At 73.0% G+C, this 16,602-nt stretch carries 16 protein-coding genes; 3 read left to right on the forward strand and 13 right to left on the reverse strand.

What is annotated here, in order from left to right:
* Nucleotides 1–68: 68 nt before the first annotated feature.
* A complete protein-coding gene (locus AB0M39_RS06200; RefSeq protein WP_365360686.1) occupies nucleotides 69–1,073 on the forward strand; it encodes a Gfo/Idh/MocA family oxidoreductase in 1,005 nt (334 codons plus the stop codon).
* A 179-nt stretch (nucleotides 1,074–1,252) separates the two neighbouring features.
* On the opposite strand, the gene AB0M39_RS06205 is transcribed toward AB0M39_RS06200, so the two are convergent.
* The 6 genes from AB0M39_RS06205 to AB0M39_RS06230 all read right to left on the reverse strand — a co-directional run bounded on the left by AB0M39_RS06205 (nucleotide 1,253) and on the right by AB0M39_RS06230 (nucleotide 6,879).
* Nucleotides 1,253–2,446: a cytochrome P450 gene (locus tag AB0M39_RS06205; RefSeq protein WP_365360688.1), complete on the reverse strand. Its 1,194-nt coding sequence runs from the start codon at nucleotides 2,444–2,446 to the stop codon at nucleotides 1,253–1,255.
* 67 nt (nucleotides 2,447–2,513) lie between these two features.
* The gene (locus tag AB0M39_RS06210; protein ID WP_365360690.1) at nucleotides 2,514–2,933 is read right to left on the reverse strand and encodes a PaaI family thioesterase; all 420 of its coding nucleotides are present in this window, start codon (nucleotides 2,931–2,933) and stop codon (nucleotides 2,514–2,516) included.
* On the reverse strand, nucleotides 2,920–3,765 hold the full coding sequence (locus tag AB0M39_RS06215; RefSeq protein WP_365360692.1) for a hypothetical protein: 846 nt from the start codon (nucleotides 3,763–3,765) through the stop codon (nucleotides 2,920–2,922). Before AB0M39_RS06215 ends, AB0M39_RS06210 begins: the two co-directional genes overlap by 14 nt.
* A gap of 4 nt (nucleotides 3,766–3,769) precedes the next feature.
* Nucleotides 3,770–4,948, reverse strand: coding sequence for a cytochrome P450 (locus AB0M39_RS06220; protein WP_365360694.1), 1,179 nt, complete (start codon nucleotides 4,946–4,948; stop codon nucleotides 3,770–3,772).
* A 9-nt stretch (nucleotides 4,949–4,957) separates the two neighbouring features.
* The gene (locus tag AB0M39_RS06225; RefSeq protein WP_365360696.1) at nucleotides 4,958–5,629 is read right to left on the reverse strand and encodes a response regulator transcription factor; all 672 of its coding nucleotides are present in this window, start codon (nucleotides 5,627–5,629) and stop codon (nucleotides 4,958–4,960) included.
* The gene (locus AB0M39_RS06230; RefSeq protein ID WP_365360698.1) at nucleotides 5,626–6,879 is read right to left on the reverse strand and encodes a histidine kinase; all 1,254 of its coding nucleotides are present in this window, start codon (nucleotides 6,877–6,879) and stop codon (nucleotides 5,626–5,628) included. Before AB0M39_RS06230 ends, AB0M39_RS06225 begins: the two co-directional genes overlap by 4 nt.
* Nucleotides 6,880–7,025: 146 nt before the next feature.
* Here AB0M39_RS06230 and AB0M39_RS06235 point away from each other — a divergent pair, with 146 nt between their 5' ends.
* Nucleotides 7,026–7,244 carry a hypothetical protein gene (locus tag AB0M39_RS06235; protein ID WP_365360700.1) on the forward strand — a complete coding sequence of 73 codons (219 nt, stop codon included), beginning with the start codon at nucleotides 7,026–7,028 and terminating at the stop codon, nucleotides 7,242–7,244.
* Nucleotides 7,245–7,299: 55 nt separating this feature from the next.
* Here the strand turns inward: AB0M39_RS06235 and AB0M39_RS06240 are convergent, their stop codons facing one another.
* From AB0M39_RS06240 to allB, 5 genes are all read right to left on the reverse strand, one after another.
* Nucleotides 7,300–8,220 (reverse strand): DMT family transporter, encoded by a 921-nt coding sequence (locus AB0M39_RS06240; RefSeq protein WP_365360702.1) that lies wholly within the window; start codon nucleotides 8,218–8,220, stop codon nucleotides 7,300–7,302.
* Nucleotides 8,221–8,340: 120 nt separating this feature from the next.
* Entirely contained in the window at nucleotides 8,341–8,958 is a 618-nt protein-coding gene (locus AB0M39_RS06245; protein WP_365360704.1) for a dihydrofolate reductase family protein, read from the reverse strand.
* A gap of 143 nt (nucleotides 8,959–9,101) precedes the next feature.
* Nucleotides 9,102–9,929, reverse strand: a complete 828-nt coding sequence (locus tag AB0M39_RS06250; RefSeq protein WP_365360706.1) for an AIM24 family protein — start codon at nucleotides 9,927–9,929, stop codon at nucleotides 9,102–9,104.
* Between the two features lie 306 nt (nucleotides 9,930–10,235).
* On the reverse strand, nucleotides 10,236–11,360 hold the full coding sequence (gene alc / locus AB0M39_RS06255) for an allantoicase (RefSeq protein ID WP_365360851.1): 1,125 nt from the start codon (nucleotides 11,358–11,360) through the stop codon (nucleotides 10,236–10,238).
* Nucleotides 11,360–12,694, reverse strand: coding sequence for an allantoinase AllB (gene allB, locus AB0M39_RS06260; RefSeq protein WP_365360853.1), 1,335 nt, complete (start codon nucleotides 12,692–12,694; stop codon nucleotides 11,360–11,362). Before allB ends, alc begins: the two co-directional genes overlap by 1 nt.
* A 346-nt stretch (nucleotides 12,695–13,040) precedes the next feature.
* Here allB and AB0M39_RS06265 point away from each other — a divergent pair, with 346 nt between their 5' ends.
* A complete protein-coding gene (locus AB0M39_RS06265; RefSeq protein WP_365360708.1) occupies nucleotides 13,041–13,838 on the forward strand; it encodes an IclR family transcriptional regulator in 798 nt (265 codons plus the stop codon).
* 310 nt (nucleotides 13,839–14,148) lie between these two features.
* On the opposite strand, the gene AB0M39_RS06270 is transcribed toward AB0M39_RS06265, so the two are convergent.
* On the reverse strand, nucleotides 14,149–14,472 hold the full coding sequence (locus AB0M39_RS06270; RefSeq protein WP_365360710.1) for a DUF5955 family protein: 324 nt from the start codon (nucleotides 14,470–14,472) through the stop codon (nucleotides 14,149–14,151).
* A 140-nt stretch (nucleotides 14,473–14,612) separates the two neighbouring features.
* Nucleotides 14,613–16,547 carry a serine/threonine-protein kinase gene (locus AB0M39_RS06275; RefSeq protein ID WP_365360712.1) on the reverse strand — a complete coding sequence of 645 codons (1,935 nt, stop codon included), beginning with the start codon at nucleotides 16,545–16,547 and terminating at the stop codon, nucleotides 14,613–14,615.
* Nucleotides 16,548–16,602 lie beyond the last annotated feature (55 nt).

Here is a 16,602-nt window from a genome sequence, read left to right on the forward strand (position 1 = left end):
AAGTCGTGAAGTTCGATTGTCAGGACAAAGTCTTGACAGGGACGCGGGCCCGGCTCCACCTTTGGGCCATGCGCATCGGACTCATCGGGACGGGACGTATCGGCGCCTTTCACGCAGGCGTCCTCAGCCGCCACAGGGAGGTGGGCTCACTGGTCGTCGCGGACGTGGACGCGGCTCGGGCGACGGAGGTGGCCGACCGCACGGGGGCCACGGCCGCGCCCAGCGCGGACGAGATCTTCTCCTGGGGCGTGGACGCCGTGGTGATCGCCTCCGCGACCGCCGCCCACGCCGACCTCATCGCCCGCGCCGCCCGCGCCGGGCTCCCCGCCTTCTGCGAGAAACCCATCGCACTGGACCTGCCGGGCACCCTCGCCGCGCTGCGCGCGGTCGAGGACGCGGGCACAGTGCTCCAGCTCGGCTTCATGCGCCGCTTCGACGCGGGGTACACGGCCGCCCGCGAGCTGGTGCGGTCGGGCCGGCTCGGCCGGCTGCACACCGTACGGGCCATCACCTCCGACCCGGCCCCGCCGCCGGCCGCGTATCTGCCGCTCTCGGGCGGGTTGTACCGCGACTGCCTGGTCCACGACTTCGACATCCTGCGCTGGGTGACCGGGCGCGAGGTCGTCGAGGTGTACGCGACCGGCTCGGACCACGGGCCCGCGATGTTCCGCGAGGCGGGCGACGTGGACACGGCCGCGGCGGTGCTCACGCTCGACGACGGCACGCTGGCCACGGCGACGGCCACGCGCTGCAACGGCGCGGGGTACGACGTCCGGATGGAGCTGGCCGGCGAGCTGGACCAGGTCGCCGTCGGCCTGGACGACCGCACTCCGATCACCTCGACCGAGCCCCAGGGCCCGCCCGCGGCGGACAAGCCGTGGCCGGGCTTCCTGGAGCGGTTCGCCCCGGCGTACGAGGCGGAGCTGGACGCGTTCGTCAAGGTGGTCCAGGGCGGGACGGACAACCCGTGCGACGGGCGGGAGGCGCTGACCGCGCTGCGGATCGCGGAGGCGTGCGAGCTGTCGCGGCGGGAGCGCAGGCCGGTGCGGCTGGAGGAGATCCCGGCGGACTGAACGGACTGACCGGACTGAGGCGACGGGGCGGGCCCGGGCGGCGGCTGACGCGGCGCCCGGGCCCGAGCCGTCGCCCGGGGGATCCGGTGCCTGGGCACACCCCGACGCCCGTGCTCCTCGCCCGGGTAGTCCGGCACCCGTCGCCCGTCCCCCTCGCCCGGGTGATCCGTCGCCCGGCGCTACCAGGTCGCGGGCAGCCTCTGCGGCCCCCGGATCAGCATGCCGGTCCGCCAGCTCAGCGCGGCGGGATGCGCGTCGAGGGCGAGGTCCGGGAAGCGTTCGAGGAGCGAGCGGATCGCGATCTTGGCCTCCAGCCGGGCCAGCGGAGCGCCCAGGCAGTAGTGGATGCCGTGCCCGAAGGCGAGATGCCCCCGGGCGTCCCGGCGGATGTCGAACCGGTCGGCCTCGGCGAAGCGCTCCGGGTCGCGGTCCGCGTCGGCGATGGCGATCAGCACCAGCTCGCCGCCGCCCGGAACGGTCCTCCCGCCGATCTCCAGCGGATCGACGGTGAAGCGGTAGGTGGGCGTCTCGAGCGGGCCCTCGTACCGCAGCATCTCCTCCACCGCGCCGTCGAGCAGGCTGAAGTCGGCCCGCAGGGCGGCGAGCTGGTCCGGGTGGGTCAGCAGGGCGAGCACGCCGTTGGAGACGAGGTTGACGGTGGTCTCGTGCCCGGCGACCAGGAGCAGCCAGGCCATGCCCATCAGCTCCTCGCCGTCGAGCCGGTCGTCGTCGGCGTCCGAGGCGTGCATCAGCGCGCTCATCAGGTCCTCGCCCGGCCGCTCGCGCTTGTCGTCGAGGAGGTCGGCGAGATACCGGTTCAGCTGCCCCGCCGCGGCCATGCGCAGCTCGGGGTCGGTCTCCCCGACGGCGGCGTTGGACCAGGCGCGGAAGGAGTCCTGGTCGAGGAAGGGCACGCCGAGCAGCTCGCAGATGATGAAGATGGGCAGCGGGAACGCCAGCTTGTCCACGAGGTCTCCGCGCCCGGCGGGGGCCATGGCGTCCAGCAGCCGGTCGGTGATCTCCTGCACGCGCGGGGCGAGTCGCTCCACCCGCCGTGCCGTGAACTCGCGCGCCACGAGCCTGCGCAGCCGGGTGTGGTCCGGCGGGTCGGCGCTGAGCATGGTGACGCCGGGCGAGACGGGCCGGATGCCGAGCTCGGGCGACGCGCTGCTCCACTGCTTGGAGAGCCGGGGGTCGGCGAGGGCGGCGCGCCCGGCCTCGTACCCGACCACCAGCCAGGCGAGGGGCCCCTCGGGCATCCGTATCCGGTGGACGGGCCCTTGGGCGCGTAACGAGGCGTATAAGGGATAGGGGTCGCGGGTGAAGTCCTCGCCGAGGGCGGCGAGATCGACGATGGCGGCTTCGGTGGTCACGGTCTTCCCTCTCGTGGCTGGTGGCTCGAACGGTTCGCACGGCTCTGGTCCTCGGAGGTTCGCGGGCTCAGGACTGCTGAGCGGACAGCACGGTCCCCTGGGCGACGGCGCACAGGGTCTCGCCGCCGTCCGCGTCCACGGTGAACAGATCGCAGCGGGCGACGGCCTGCCGCCGCCCGGCGTGCACGACGGCGGCGCGGGCGACGAGCCTGCGGCCGGTCGCGGGCCGGACGTACTGCACCGAGAACCCGCTGGTGAGCACGGCAGGACCGAGCGCGGTCCCGGCGGCGAAGGTGATGGAGTTGTCGGCGGCGTAGGCGAGGACGCCCCCGTGGAGGTAGCCGTTCTGCTGGAGCAGCTCGTCGCGCACGTCCACCTCCAGCACGGCCTGCCCGTCGCCGAAGGCGGTGATCCTCGCTTGGAGCAGCACGCTGAAGGGCTGGCTGTCGAGGACCTTCTGGGCGAGCGAGAGGTCAAGGGGAGGCATGGCGGGGCTCCTTGGGAGGTCGGCTGCGCAGACGTTCGGCGAGCGTACGCACCCCGGCGGCCGGATCGGGCTCGGGAAAGCGCAGGGCGCCCGCGCACGCCTGGGCATGGCGGTCGTACGCGCCGTGCCAGCAAGTCCACTCCCACCCCTCCCACCCGGGCGGCCGCCCGCGGGCCGCGCCGCCGTAGAAGTTGCCCCACGTCCAGGCGGCGACCACCCGCGCGGGCACGTCGATGTGGACACCGCCGTACGGAATCCGCGGCGCCGCCCGCGCCCTGGTGTCGGGCAGCAGATACGAGACCACGCGCGGCCCGTGGCCCAGCACGTCCTGGACGTTCTCCCCGGCCACCAGGTGGCCCCGCGTCCCGTCGCGGTAGGCCACGGTCACGGCGAGCGTGACATCCGGCTCGTCCGGGTCGGCCGGCTGGAGAGGCGCATACCCTCCCCGCAGGGCGAGGTCGGAGCGTACGAGCCCCCGCTCCACGCCCGCGTACGCGACGACGTCCTCCAGTCCGTCGTACGCCCACCGCACCTGCCATCCCGGCCAGGCGCCGGCCAGCATCGAGAACAGAGCCTCCCTCTCGTCCCAGTCCTCCAGATGCCAGGTGAACAGCAGCAGCACCCGGGCGTCGTGGTCGACGACCGCGGCGGCCTCGCACTGCACGTCGTCCATCCAGTCGCGCATCCCCACCTGTTCGTGGGCGGCGGCGAAGCGGCTGAATCCATCGGGACCCTCGAGCACGTCGACGGCGAGGTACGGACCTCCCCAGCGGTTGTAGTGCTGGCGCCAGACCCCGTCGCGGAGGATCGCGTAGCGCGCACGCTCGGCCATCGCCCTACCACCGCACCGGCAGGCGGCGCACCCCGCGGATCAGGACGCCGGGGAGCCAGTCGTACGGGCCGGCCGACGGGTCCGCGGCCAGGTCGGGGCAGCGGGTCAGCAGGGTGTGGAGCGCGATCTTGGCCTCCAGTCGGGCCAGCGGGGCGCCCAGGCAGTAGTGAATGCCGTGGCCGAAGGCGACGTGGCCGCGGGCGTCGCGGCGGACGTCGAAGCGGTCGGGCTCCGGGAAGCGCTTGGGGTCGCGGTCGGCCGCCGCGAGCGCGACCAGGACCGTCTGGCCCGACGGGATCACCGTGTCGCCGACCGGGACGGCGGTCGCGGTGAAGCGGAGGGTGGCCGTCTCCACCGGGCCGTCGTAGCGCAGCGTCTCCTCGATCGCGCCGTCGAGCAGACCGGAGTCGGCGCGCAGCTCCGCGAGCTGGTCCGGGTGCGCGAGCAGGGCGCGTACGGCGTTGGAGATCAGGTTGACCGTCGTCTCATGGCCGGCCACCAGCAGCAGATAGGCCAGGGCGCGCAGTTCGGCGGCCGAGAGGCGGTCGTCGTCCTCGGCGCGGGTGCGGACCAGGGCGGAGAGCAGATCGCCGGCCGGCGCCGAGCAGCGCTTGTCCTCGATCAGCTCGTCGAGGTAGGCGGCGAGCCCGTGGACAGCGTCGCGTTCGCTCTCGGGCCCGGTCGGGGCCACGATCTCGTTGGACCAGGCCCGGAACGCGTCGCGGTCCGCGGCCGGGACGCCCAGCAGCTCGCAGATGACGATGATCGGCAGCGGGAACGCCAGCGCGTCGACCAGGTCCGCCCGGCCCGCCGGGACCATCGCGTCGAGCAGCTCGTCGGCTATTCGCTGGATGCGCGGGCGCAGGCCCTCCACCCGGCGCGCGGTGAACTCGCGCGCCACGAGCCTGCGCAGCCTGGTGTGGTCCGGCGGGTCCAGGACCAGCAGATAGGGGCCGACGACCTGTTCGTCGAGCATGAGCGCGCCGATCGACGCGGGCGACTTGGACAGCCGTGGATCGGCGAGCGCGGCGCGCGCCTCCTCGTGGCCGACGATCAGCCAGCACTCGCCGCCGCCGGGCAGCCGCACCTGATGGACCGGCCCCGACGCGCGCAGCCGCGCATAGTACGGATACGGATTCGCGGTGAAGTCCGCTCCGTGCTCCCCCAGATCGACGATCCCCATCGAGCCAGCCTACGTCGGCTCCCGCCCGTCCAGCAGACCGGCGTCGTGCACCAACAGCGCGATCTGCACACGGTTGTTGAGGCCGAGCTTGGCCAGGATGCGCGAGACGTGCGTCTTGACCGTGGGCACGCTCATATAGAGCGTCGACGCGATCTCCGCGTTGGACCGGCCCCGGCCCACCGCGACCGCCACCTCCCGCTCGCGCTCGGCGAGCGAGTCGATCCGCCGCGCCGCCGCGCCCTTGCGGCTCTCGGGCGCGCTGTCCGCGACATGGCTCATCAACTGGCGGGTGACCGCCGGGGAGAGCACCGGATCGCCGGCCGCCACCCTGCGCACCGCCGCCACGATCTCGGCGGGCGGCGTGTCCTTGAGCACGAACCCGGCGGCCCCCGCCCGCAGCGCCCGCAGCACCTGCTCGTCGGCGTGGAAGGTGGTGAGGACGACGACCTCGGGCGCGTCCGGCCGGCGGCGCAGCGCCTCGGTGGCGCTCAGGCCGTCCACGACCGGCATCCGGATGTCCATCAGCACGACGTCGGGCGCGTGCTCGTCGACGAGCGCCGCCGCCTCGGAGCCGTCCGCCCCCTCCCCCACGATCTCCAGGTCCTCCGCCCCGCCGAGCATCAGGGCCAGTCCTGCGCGTACGAGCGGGTCGTCATCGACGACGATCAACCGGATAGTCATGAGGGCCACGGTAGCCAGGCCCTGACCTGGAATCCGCCGCCCGCCGTCGCTCCGTGCTCCAGCCGGCCGCCCGCGAGCGTGGCGCGCTCGGTGAGGCCGATCAGTCCCTGGCCGGAGCCGGGCACCTCCGGCGCCTCGCCGACGGGGGCCGGGTTGTCGACGTCCACGGTCAGCCCGCTGCCCGGCCCGCCGCCGACGGCCACCGTGACCTCCGCGCCCGGCGCGTGCTTGCGGGCGTTGGTCAGGCCCTCCTGGGCGATGCGGTAGACGGTCCGGCCGACGGCCGCGGGCACGGCGGACGGGTCGGCGACCTGGTTGTCGAGGGTGACCTTCATGCCGGCCTGCCGTGACTCGGCGACCAGCGCGTCGAGGGTGGCGAGGGTGGGCTGCGGCCGGTCGGCGCCGTCTGCGTCGCCGGGGGCGCGCAGCACGCCGATGATCTCGCGGAGGTCCTGGAGCGCCTCGTGCGCGCTGTCCCGGATGACGCCCGCGGCCCGGGCGACCTCGGGCGGGGGCGCGTCGGGGCGGAACTCGAGGGCGCCCGCGTGCACGCTGAGGAGCGTCAGCCGGTGGGCGAGCACGTCGTGCATCTCGCGGGCGATGGCCTCCCGTGCGAGCCGCTGGGCGTGGGCGGCGCGCAGCTCTGCCTCGCTCTCGGCGCGGCGGGCGCGTTCGGCGAGGGCGGCGACGAGCTGGCGCCGGGAGCGGACGACCAGCCCCCAGCCGATCACCAGCAGCACCAGGACGGCGCCGAGGACGATGTTGCCCCAGGTGCTGACCGACGGGTCCGGGCGGACGAACGCCTGCACGGTCGACGCCGCGAGGGCGACGGCCCCGACGACGGCGACGGGCTTGAACGGGCGGTGCACGGCGATACTGAACAGGCTCACCAGGACCGCTCCGCCGGCGACCGGGGCGACCGGCCAGATGGCGACCAGCGTCAGGGCGAGCCCCAGGGACCACCGGCGCCGCAGCCACAGGGCGCAGCAGGCCGCCACACCGCTCAGCTGGTCGGCGAGGACGACGACGTCCGATTCGTTGGCCGCGTCGCTCGCCTCGGCGGCGACCATCCCGAAGGCCACGGCGAAAAGGAAGGCGAGGGTGTCGACCACCCAGTCGCGCACGGTCCGGCGAGGCCGGCGGGGTCTGACGCCGGGGGCCACGGGGTCCGTGGTAGCCGTGGGGTCTGTGGGGGCCATGGGGTCCGCCATCGCCGACGGCAGCAGCCAGCGGTACTCCGTACGCATCATGTCGACGACGGTACGCAGACGGCGGCGCCGAGCAGGCGCCCTGCCCGCAGCGAGCTACCAAAGTCGCGAAGGCTCAGACTTTCGGCAGCCGCGGCGCATCCCAAGGACCGACGCGGCGCCGGGCCGGCGCGGGCCAGGATCGGCGCATGAAGAAGATACTGGAGACCTTCGGTGTGATCCTGCTCGTCGTGGGCGCCTGCGGGGTGCTGCGCGAGCTGACGGGCTGGTTCCCCTTTCTGGGGTTCACCCGCTTCTTCGTCGAGCACATCGGCTTCCTCCAGGACCGGGAGCTGTTCGCGCACTTCGCGCTGGCGGTGGTGGGCTTCGCGCTGCTGATGATCGCGGACCGGCACCGCAAGGCGTGACCACCCGGGCCGGCGCTCACCGCGAAGGCGCCCGCCCCCACGCCTCCCTACGTCTTCAGGCTCGGTCGGCCGCGCGCCGCCCCCATGTCGTGCCCGCCAGGACGAGCGCCGCGCCCAGCAGGCCCAGCGGGCCCAGCCGTTCATGGCCGATCGCGACGCCCGCCGCCGCGGCCCACAGCGGCTCGGTGCCGAGCAGCAGGCTGACCCGGGACGGCGAGGTGCGCCGCACCGCCCACGTCTGCACGGCGAACGCGAACAGCGTGCAGAACACGGAGAGGAAGAACAGCCCGGCCCATTCGCGCGGGCCGAAGCCGATCGCGACGGACCACGGCGACGCGCCCGTCCCCGGCAGCGCGGCGAGCACCGCGAACACCGCCACGGCGCCGCCCAGCTGAACCGTCGTCAGCGAGAGCGAGTCCGCGTCCCGCAGTGCCGTGGCCCTGGACATCGCCAGTACGTGGACGGTGCGGGCGAGGGCCGCCAGCAGCATCAGCAGATCGCCGAGCGAGGGCGCCGTGAAGCCGCCGCCCTGGGTCAGCAGCACCACGCCGAGGACGGACAGCCCGGCCGCCGCCACGAACGCCCGGGGCGGCCGGGTCCTGGCGACCGCGGCCTCGGCGAGCGGCGTGAAGATCATGGTGAGGCTGATGATGAGCCCGGCGTTGGTGGCGGAGGTGTGCACGACGCCGTACGTCTCCAGCAGGAAGACCCCGCTCAGCACGAGTCCCAGGAGCCCGGCGCCCCGCCACTGGGCCGCGGTCAGGGCCCGCAGTCTGCGGTGTCCGGCCGCGGCGAGCACGGGCAGGACCAGCGCGAAGCGCAGGACCAGGACGGCGACGACGGTGTGCGTCGTGGTGATGCCCTTGGCTGCGAGATAGCTCGCGCCCCACACCACGGCCACCAGCAGGACGGGCAGATCGGTGAGCCAGGCCCGGCGCGGGGCGAGGGCGGGCGCGGGTACGGCGATCGACGACACCTGGATCTCCCACAGGAAGGACTGGTGGAGACGTCGGCGGCTCGCACGGGGACGATCACCGTACCGGGGCGGAAGCGTGAGTGCTACATGCTTTTCTCGGGGGCTCTTGCCGGGCCGCCCCTACTCGGCCAGATAGGTGCCGAACTCGGGGCGGCCGGCCCGCTCGTATGTGTTGATGGCCACGCCCGCGGCCGTGGTCCTCGCTCCGGTGTGCCGGAACGCGGTGGGCGTCACGCCGTCCGCGAAGAGGCGGCGGCCCTTGCCCAGGACGACGGGGAAGACCAGCAGATTGAGCTGGTCGACCAGGTCGTGGGAGAGGAGGAAGTGGGCGAGGCGAGCGCTTCCGTGGACCTGGAGCTCGCCCTCGGTGCGCTCCTTGAGCGCGGCGACCTCCTTGACGAGGTCGCCCCCGATGACGGTGGAGCCCGCCCAGTCGGCCTTGTCGAGCGTCGTCGACGCGACGTACTTCGGCAGCGAGTTGAGCTTCGAGGCGACGGGGTTGTCGGGGTCGGTCACCTTGGGCCAGTAGCCGGCGAAGATCTCGTACGTACGACGGCCGAGGAGGAAGGCCCCGACCCGGCCGAAGACCTCGTCGACGAAGGCGCCGAAGTCCTCGTCGCCGTACGGCACGGACCAGCCTCCCAGGTCGAAGCCGTCGCTGGTGTCCTCCTCCGGGCCGCCGGGGGCCTGCATCACGCCGTCGAGGGTGAGGAAGGTGGTGATCGAGAGCTGTGCCATGACAGGTGCCTGCTTCCGTGAGTGCGGTGGAGCTTCTCGAGTGCGTGGAGCCTTCTCATCAGCTGAGACCCGGCCCGTGCCGGGAACTCATCTCGGGGGACGGACGGCGACGGGCCGGGGGGCCGCTCGCCAGGACGGGGCGCTCAGCCGGCGTGCGTGGAGAACAGCCCGCCGGTCGGCCCCTGCTTGTCGCCGCCCTGGGCCTTGCGCAGGGCGTTGGCGAGGCCCTCGATGGTCAGCGACTGGAGGACCACCCGGCCGTCGCCCTCCAAGGTGGCCAGCGAGAGGCCCTCGCCGCCGAGGACGGCGTTCATGAGGCCTTGGCGGTTCAGGCCGCCGACGCGCTGGACTCCGTACTGGATGCCCTCCTCGAAGGCGACGATGCAGCCGGTGTCGACCTCGATGCGGCCGCCGAAGTCGGCGGGGTTGAGGTCGATGAAGTTGCCCGCGCCGCAGACGACGACGGTGCCGCGGCCGGTGAACTTCTCCAGGACGAAGCCCTCGCCGCCGCTGCGGCCGGTCCTGCCGCCGTGGAAGGCGATGCCGAACTCGACGGTGGACTCGGCGGCGACGAAGGCGTCCTTCTCGGCGAACCAGGCGCGTTTGCCGTCGAGTTCGAGCGCCCGCATCTCGCCGGGGAGCACGCCGGCGAAGCCGACGGTGCCCTCGCCGTCCGCGCAGCTGAAGTACTGGAAGGCGAGGGACTCGCCGACGGCGGCGCGCTGGCCGGCCTGCAGGGCGGTGCCCATGGCCTGACGCAGCATCCCGCCCATGCCCCCCGAACCGCCTGGGCCGGTGCCTTCGCCGCCCGTGCCTCCGCCGCCCGCAGGACCTGACAGCCGGGTCTCCATCGTCACGTTGGCGGTCTTGAACAGGAACTTGCCGGCCTCGCAGTACACCGTCTGGCCTGGCTGCAGGGAGACGACCGCCATCTGTACGGCGGTTCCGACGATCTCTTGCTGGAGGGTCACGCCAGCGATTCAACGTCCGTTTGCCGCCGGCGCCGAGGAAGCAGGGCCGGTTTCCTTGGACGGCGGCCACGCGGCATAGCGGCACGCGGTCGCCGGCCCGCGCTCGGGGACCGCGCGACGAGCCCTGGGAGCACGCGTCCTGGGAGCACGCGTCCCTGGGCCCACGTGGCTCCGCCCCGGACCCCGCGAGGCTCTGCGCCGTGCGCGGGTCCGGGGCGGACCTCGTCGTGCCTGGTGGCTTCGGAGCTCGGGCCTCGGGCCTCGTGGCCTCGCGCTGTCGGGCCTCGTGCCGTCGGCCTTCTCGCGTCAGCCGCCGAGCTCCTGGTGACGGGCCGCCAGCCGGGTCGCCCCCTCCTCGGTCAGCGAGCCGAACAGCCGCAGCCGCGAGATGCCGCCGTCGGGGAAGATGTCGACGCGCACCTGCGTGCCGACCGCAGGAGCGTCCAGGACGAAGCGGTGGTTGGTGTCGGGCTGGAGCCGGGTGCGCGGCAGCACCTCGACCCACTCGCCCTGCGCGCCGTCGCGTACGAGGAGCGCCGCCCAGCCCGCGCTGTTGCCCTTCAGATACGCCGTGTCGATCTCGACCGCGCGGATCTCGGACTGCGCCGCCAGCTGGTAGCGGATCCAGTCGTTGCCCTTGTCCCGGCGGCGGCGGGTCTCCCAGCCGTCGTCCATCTTGCGGGAGCGGCCCGGCTGGATGGTGTTCGTGGCCGGGGAGTAGAAGCGGTCGGACGCGTCCTCGACCTGGCCGCCGTTCTCCAGCGCCGCGAGGTCGAAGGCGCCGAGCGCGGCCAGCCACGCCGGGTCGGGCGCGACCTCGCCGTAGACCCGCAGGCGGGCGATGCCGCCGTCGGGGTGCTGGTTGACGCGCAGATGCGTGAAGCGCTGCTCGACGTCGACGGCGAAGCCGTTCGCCGCGTGTCCGCCGACGGCGGTACGGGGTACGAGCGTCACCCACTTCACCTCGTCCGCGAGGAGGTCCTCGGGCGAGGGGGCGCCGGCCACCGACGTGGCCTCGATGGAGACGGCCTGCGGGTAGTTGCCGCGGAAGTGGGCGGTGTCGACGACGATGCCGCGGACGACGCCGGGCGCGCCGAGCCGTACCAGCGCCCAGTCGTGGTCCTCGTCCGTCGGGTGCGGCTGCTCGGCGGAGACGCCGCGGCGGCGGCGGGTCTCCCAGCCGTCCATGATCTTGCCCTTGTGGCCGAAGTGCTCCGGGTCGAACTCGGCGGGCTCCGGCTTCAGCAGGTTCTCGCGCTCGGCGAAGAACTCGTCGTTGGCGGCGATCACGCCCGCGCCGAGCCTCCGGTCGGCGAGGTCGGGGTAGTGCGCGAACGGGAAGCCCGACGGACCGGCCGTGCGGTAGTCGGCGTACGGGTCGCCGCCGCCGAACGGGCTGGCGTCACCGGTGAAGGAAGGGATGGACACGATCACTTGTTCCTTTCGAGCAGCCGGCCGGTCGGCTCGGCCAGGGCGCCGTTCTCCACGATGCGCACGCCGCGCAGCCACGTCGACCTGACGACTCCGTGGAGCGTCTTGCCCGCGTAGGCCGTGACCTGGTTGCGGTGGTGGAGCTCGGCCGGGTCGACGGTGAAGGTCTCGTCGGGCGCGAGGACGGCGAAGTCGGCGTCGCGGCCGGCCTCGATCGCGCCCTTCTGGCTCAGTCCCGCGAGCCGCGCGGGGGCCTCGGACATCCAGCGGACGACGTCCTCGAGGGTGTGTCCGCGCTTGCGCGCCTCGGTCCAGATCGCGGGCAGGCCGAGCTGGAGAGAGGAGATGCCGCCCCAGGCGGAGGCGAAGTCCGGGGTCTTGAGGTCGGTGGTGCACGGCGAGTGGTCGGAGACGATGCAGTCGACGACGCCGTCGGCCAGCCCCTGCCAGAGCGCGTCCTGGTTCGCGGCCTCGCGGATGGGCGGGCAGCACTTGAACTCCGTAGCCCCGTCCGGGACTTCCTCCGCGGTGAGGGTGAGGAAGTGCGGACAGGACTCGACCGTGATCCGCACGCCCTCGCGCTTGGCGGCGGCGATCAGCGGCAGCGCGTCGGACGAGGACAGGTGCAGCACATGCACCCGGGCGCCCAGGCGCTTGGCGTGTGCGATCAGAGTGTCGATCGCGGTGTTCTCGGCGTCGCGCGGCCTGGAGGCGAGGAAGTCGGCGTACTTCGGGCCGGGCTCCTGGGGCGCCGCGGCCAGGTGGTGGGGGTCCTCGGCGTGCACGATCAGCAGGCCGTCGAAGCCGGCGATCTCGGCCATCGCCCGGGCGAGCCGCTCCTGGTCGAGCTCGGGGAACTCCTCGACCCCGGAGGGCGAGAGGAAGCACTTGAACCCGAAGACTCCGGCGTCGTACAGCGGCCGCAGATCCTGCACGTTCGACGGGATCGCCCCGCCCCAGAACCCGACGTCGATATGCGCCTTGCTGCGGGCCACGTCCTGCTTGACGACCAGGTTCGCCGGGGTCGTGGTCGGCGGCAGGGAGTTGAGGGGCATGTCCAGCAGGGTGGTGACGCCGCCCGCGGCGGCCGCCCGGGTGGCGGTCCAGAAGCCCTCCCACTCGGTGCGGCCGGGGTCGTTCACATGGACGTGGGTGTCGACGAGACCGGGGAGCAGGACGTCGTCCGCGAAGTCCTCCAGCCGGGCGCCGGCCGGCGGCTCCGCGTCGTACGCCAGCACCGCCGCGATCTTCCCGGCGGCGACGGCGACCGACGCGGCGCGCGTCCCCTCCGGGGTGACGACGCGTCTCGAGCGCAGTACCAGGTCTACGTCCAGGCTCACGTCCACATTGGACACCCGTGCCCCTCTCTTCCATTCTCTTCGATTCCGCACTGCGAAACTTCAACGAACTGTTGAAGGAGTCTTCACTTCCGCGCCCCCTCAGTCAAGACCCCGCGGACCCGGCGGCAACCCTTGGACGTTTCCATAAAGTGGAACTAGAATTTCGTGGAGCAGAACGTTGCTTGAGCCAAGGGCAGTGTCAGCAGACCGCGGGAGACCACCTCCAGCACACCGGCAAACGGGCCCTGACCGGCTAGGACTCCTCGCCTGGACCGATGTGCCCGGTGGAGCGGCCCGGTAGGCTGCTGCCTTGCCCTGCCTGCCCGAAAGGACCGCCCACGTGCCGACGTCCAGCGCCAGCGCCACCGACGCCGCCAAGACCGCCTCCAGCGGTGGCGTGCAGTCCCTGGAGCGCGCCTTCGACCTGCTCGAGAGAATGGCCGACGCGGGCGGCGAGGTGGGGCTGAGCGAGCTCTCCGCCGCCAGCGGCCTGCCGCTGCCGACCATCCACCGCCTGATGCGGACGCTGGTGGCCTGCGGCTACGTACGCCAGCAGCCGAACCGCCGCTACGCGCTCGGCCCCCGGCTGATCCGCCTCGGCGAGTCCGCGTCCCGCCTGCTCGGCACCTGGGCGCGCCCCTACCTCGCCAGGCTGGTCGAGGAGACCGGAGAGACGGCGAACATGGCGCTGCTCGACGGCGACGAGATCGTGTACGTCGCGCAGGTTCCGTCCAAGCACTCCATGCGGATGTTCACCGAGGTCGGCCGGCGGGTGCTGCCGCACTCCACGGGCGTGGGCAAGGCGCTGCTCGCCGACACCCCGGCGGACGAGGTACGAGCCCTGCTCGCCCGCACCGGCATGCCGGCGGCCACCGAGAAGACGATCACCACGCCGGACGGCTTCCTGCACGCCCTGGAACTGGTGCGGCAGAGCGGCTACGCGGTGGACGACAACGAACAGGAGATCGGCGTCCGCTGCCTGGCGGTCCCGGTCCCCAACTCCCCCACCGCAGCGGCGATCTCCATCTCGGGCCCCGCGGGCCGCGTCACGGAGGCGGCGACGGAGAAGATCGTCCCCATCCTCCAGGAGGTAGCGAAGGACCTCTCAACGGCCCTGGCAAGCCAGAACCCGACGTAACCCCCAGCCCCGCCGGAGAAACCCAGCCTCGCCCGCGAAACCCAGCCTCGCCGGCGTTTGAGGCGCGGGGTCCGGGGCGGAGCCCCGCGGGGGCCGGCGACCGTTCCTGCGGGACCTCCCGCGCAAGGTCCGTCCTCAAACTCCCCCAGACTTCGTCCGGGGGGACCCCCAACGGGCTGGAATTGCTCGCCCCCGTGCCTCGGAACTGGCTGGGATGGCCGGGCAAATTCAGCCCCGCCGGCGTTTGAGGCGCGGGGGCCCGGGGGCGGAGCCCCCGGCCAGGCCGGTGCCCCGGCAAGCAGCCCGCGCGCTACCCCCGCCACCTCGGCGGCATCTCGCCGAACAGATCGACCGCGTTCCGCACATCCATCAACGCCGGCCCCAACGCACTCACCGACCCAATCGCCCCCGCGATCAACAGCAGCGAGCGACGCATCCGCGGAATCTCCGGCCCCCCGCCCGCCACCATCGCCGCGAGGACCGCGAGCTCGTCCTCCGCGATGTCGCGGTCGGGGAACTCCGCCGGGTGACCGGCCAGCTCGCGACGGAGCCGGGAGACGGCAGCTCTCAGCTCCGTCGCCCTCGGGTCCTCGCCGCTCCCGGTCACCCGCGTCTGCCCCACGCTCCGCAACAAGCCCTCCCCCTCGCACATCCTCGTGCTGGTTCGACGACCGTCAGGTGATGGTCAGACACCCTGAGTCGCGGGCCAGTAAACGCCATCCGATGCGGTACGCGCCACTCCGCGGACGTAATTCAGGACGACGGCCGCACCATTCAGGACGACGGCTGCACCGGGTCGAGGGCGTTGCGCCAGACGGTCACATCGAGGGTGATGAACCTGCTGGGGTCCGAGTCGGGCGACTTCCCCTGGTAGGTCACCACGCCGATGTGTCCGGAGTTGGTCAGCACGCAGAACTTGGCGCCCTTCGACAGGCTGTCGAGCTCGAGCCTGGTCGCGTAGCGGGTCTCGCTGCGGCACGTCTGGAGATCGGCGTTCTGGCCGGTGCGGAGCAGGATCAGCCGGGCGTTCTCGACATCGATCTGGTCGAGGTTGTACTCATAGCCGACGTCCTCGTTGGAGTCGTCGCCGATCGGCTTGATCGGGTCGTCGCCCAGGGTGATGTGGTAGTTGTCCACCACTTCGAGGCCGTTGTAGGTCTTGGGCTCCGGGTCGGGCACCGCGGCCGTGGGGGACTCCTCGGGGGTCCCGTCGCCGCCGGCGGTGGAGTCCTCCGCGACCGGGTCCGGCGTGGGCTCCTCCTGCGTCGTCTCGCCGCCCTCGTCCGGGGACTCGTCCTGGGACTTGGCCTGCTCGTCCTTGCCGTCGTCCTTGGACAGGTACAGGTACGCGCCGCCGCCCGCGAGTCCGCCGAGGACGATCGTCGCGAGGAAGGCGATGGCCAGATTGCGCCCGGTCTTCTTCTTTTTCTTGGGCAGCTCGGCGGCGGGGACAGGAGCCGTCGCGTACTGCTGCTGTGTCTGCTGGGGGTACCCGTATCCGGGCGGAGGCGTGGCCTGCGTGTGCGCCTGCGGATACCCGTACGCCTGCGGCTGGGGCTGCTGCTGGAGATGCTGCTGCTGGGGCTGGGTCGGAGGCTGCGGGGCCGGACCGAAGCCGGGCGGCGGGGTGGCCGGGGCGGCGTGGGCGGTGGGCGTCGGCACGACGGGCGCCTGAGCGGGGGCCTGCGTCATGGGCGCCTGAGCCGGGGCCTGCGCTATGGGCGCCTGAGCGGGAGCGGCGGGAGCGACAGGAGCGGCGGGAGCGACCGGCGCACCGGCCGGCGGCGTCACCGGCGGCGCGGGCGCGGCCTTGCGCGTGGTGATCTCCGCGGCGACCGCGCCCGGCAGCCACTCCTCGGGCCGGCGCAGCACCGTCTCCGCGTTGGCGGCCTGACAGATCGTGAGCAGCTCGGCGACCGAGGGACGGGCCTCGGGGTCCTTCGCCAGGCAGCGGGTCACCAACTCCCGCAGCTGCTCGGGCACTCCGCTCAGATCCGGGTCCTCGTGCACGATCCGGTAGAGCACGCCGTGCGAGGTGCCCTCGCCGAAGGCGGGGCTGCCGGTCGCCGCGTAGGCCGCGACCTGGCCGAGCGCGAAGATGTCGGTGGCGGGCGTGACATGGCTGCCCGCGGCCTGCTCGGGGGCCATGAAGGAGGGCGTGCCGATGGTGACGCCGCTGCTGGTGAGCGATGTGGCGTCGGCGGCGCGGGCGATGCCGAAGTCGATGACGCGCGGCCCGTCAGAAGCGAGCAGCACGTTGGCGGGCTTGAGGTCGCGGTGCACGATGCCCGCGCCGTGGATGACGTGCAGCGCCTCGGCGATCCCGGCGACGAGCAGCAGCACGGTGTCCACCGGCAGCTTGCCGTGCTCGATCACGGCGTCGGCGAGCGAGGGCCCGGGGACGTAAGCCGTGGCGAGCCAGGGCTGCTTGGCCTCCGGATCGGCGTCGATGACCGGGGCGGTGTACAGGCCCTGGACGCGCTGCGCGGCCTGCACCTCCTGCGCGAACCGGCGGCGGAACTCGGCGTCTTGTGCGAAGTCGGGCCTGATCACCTTGATGGCGACCGGCCGCCCGCCGGGCGTGTACGAGAGGTACACCTTGCCCATGCCGCCGGCGCCGAGCCGGGCGGCGAGCTTGTATCCCGCGACGTTCTGCGGATCCTCTTCACCCAGCGGCTGGAACACGACGCCCTGTACGCGGCCACTCATCGACTCTTGTCCCCCATGGCGAACTTCAGTTGTTGGAGCTGCACCCTATCCAAGG

The sequence above is a fragment of the Streptomyces sp. NPDC051907 genome (assembly GCF_040681075.1).
In the GTDB taxonomy this organism is placed as follows: domain Bacteria; phylum Actinomycetota; class Actinomycetes; order Streptomycetales; family Streptomycetaceae; genus Streptomyces.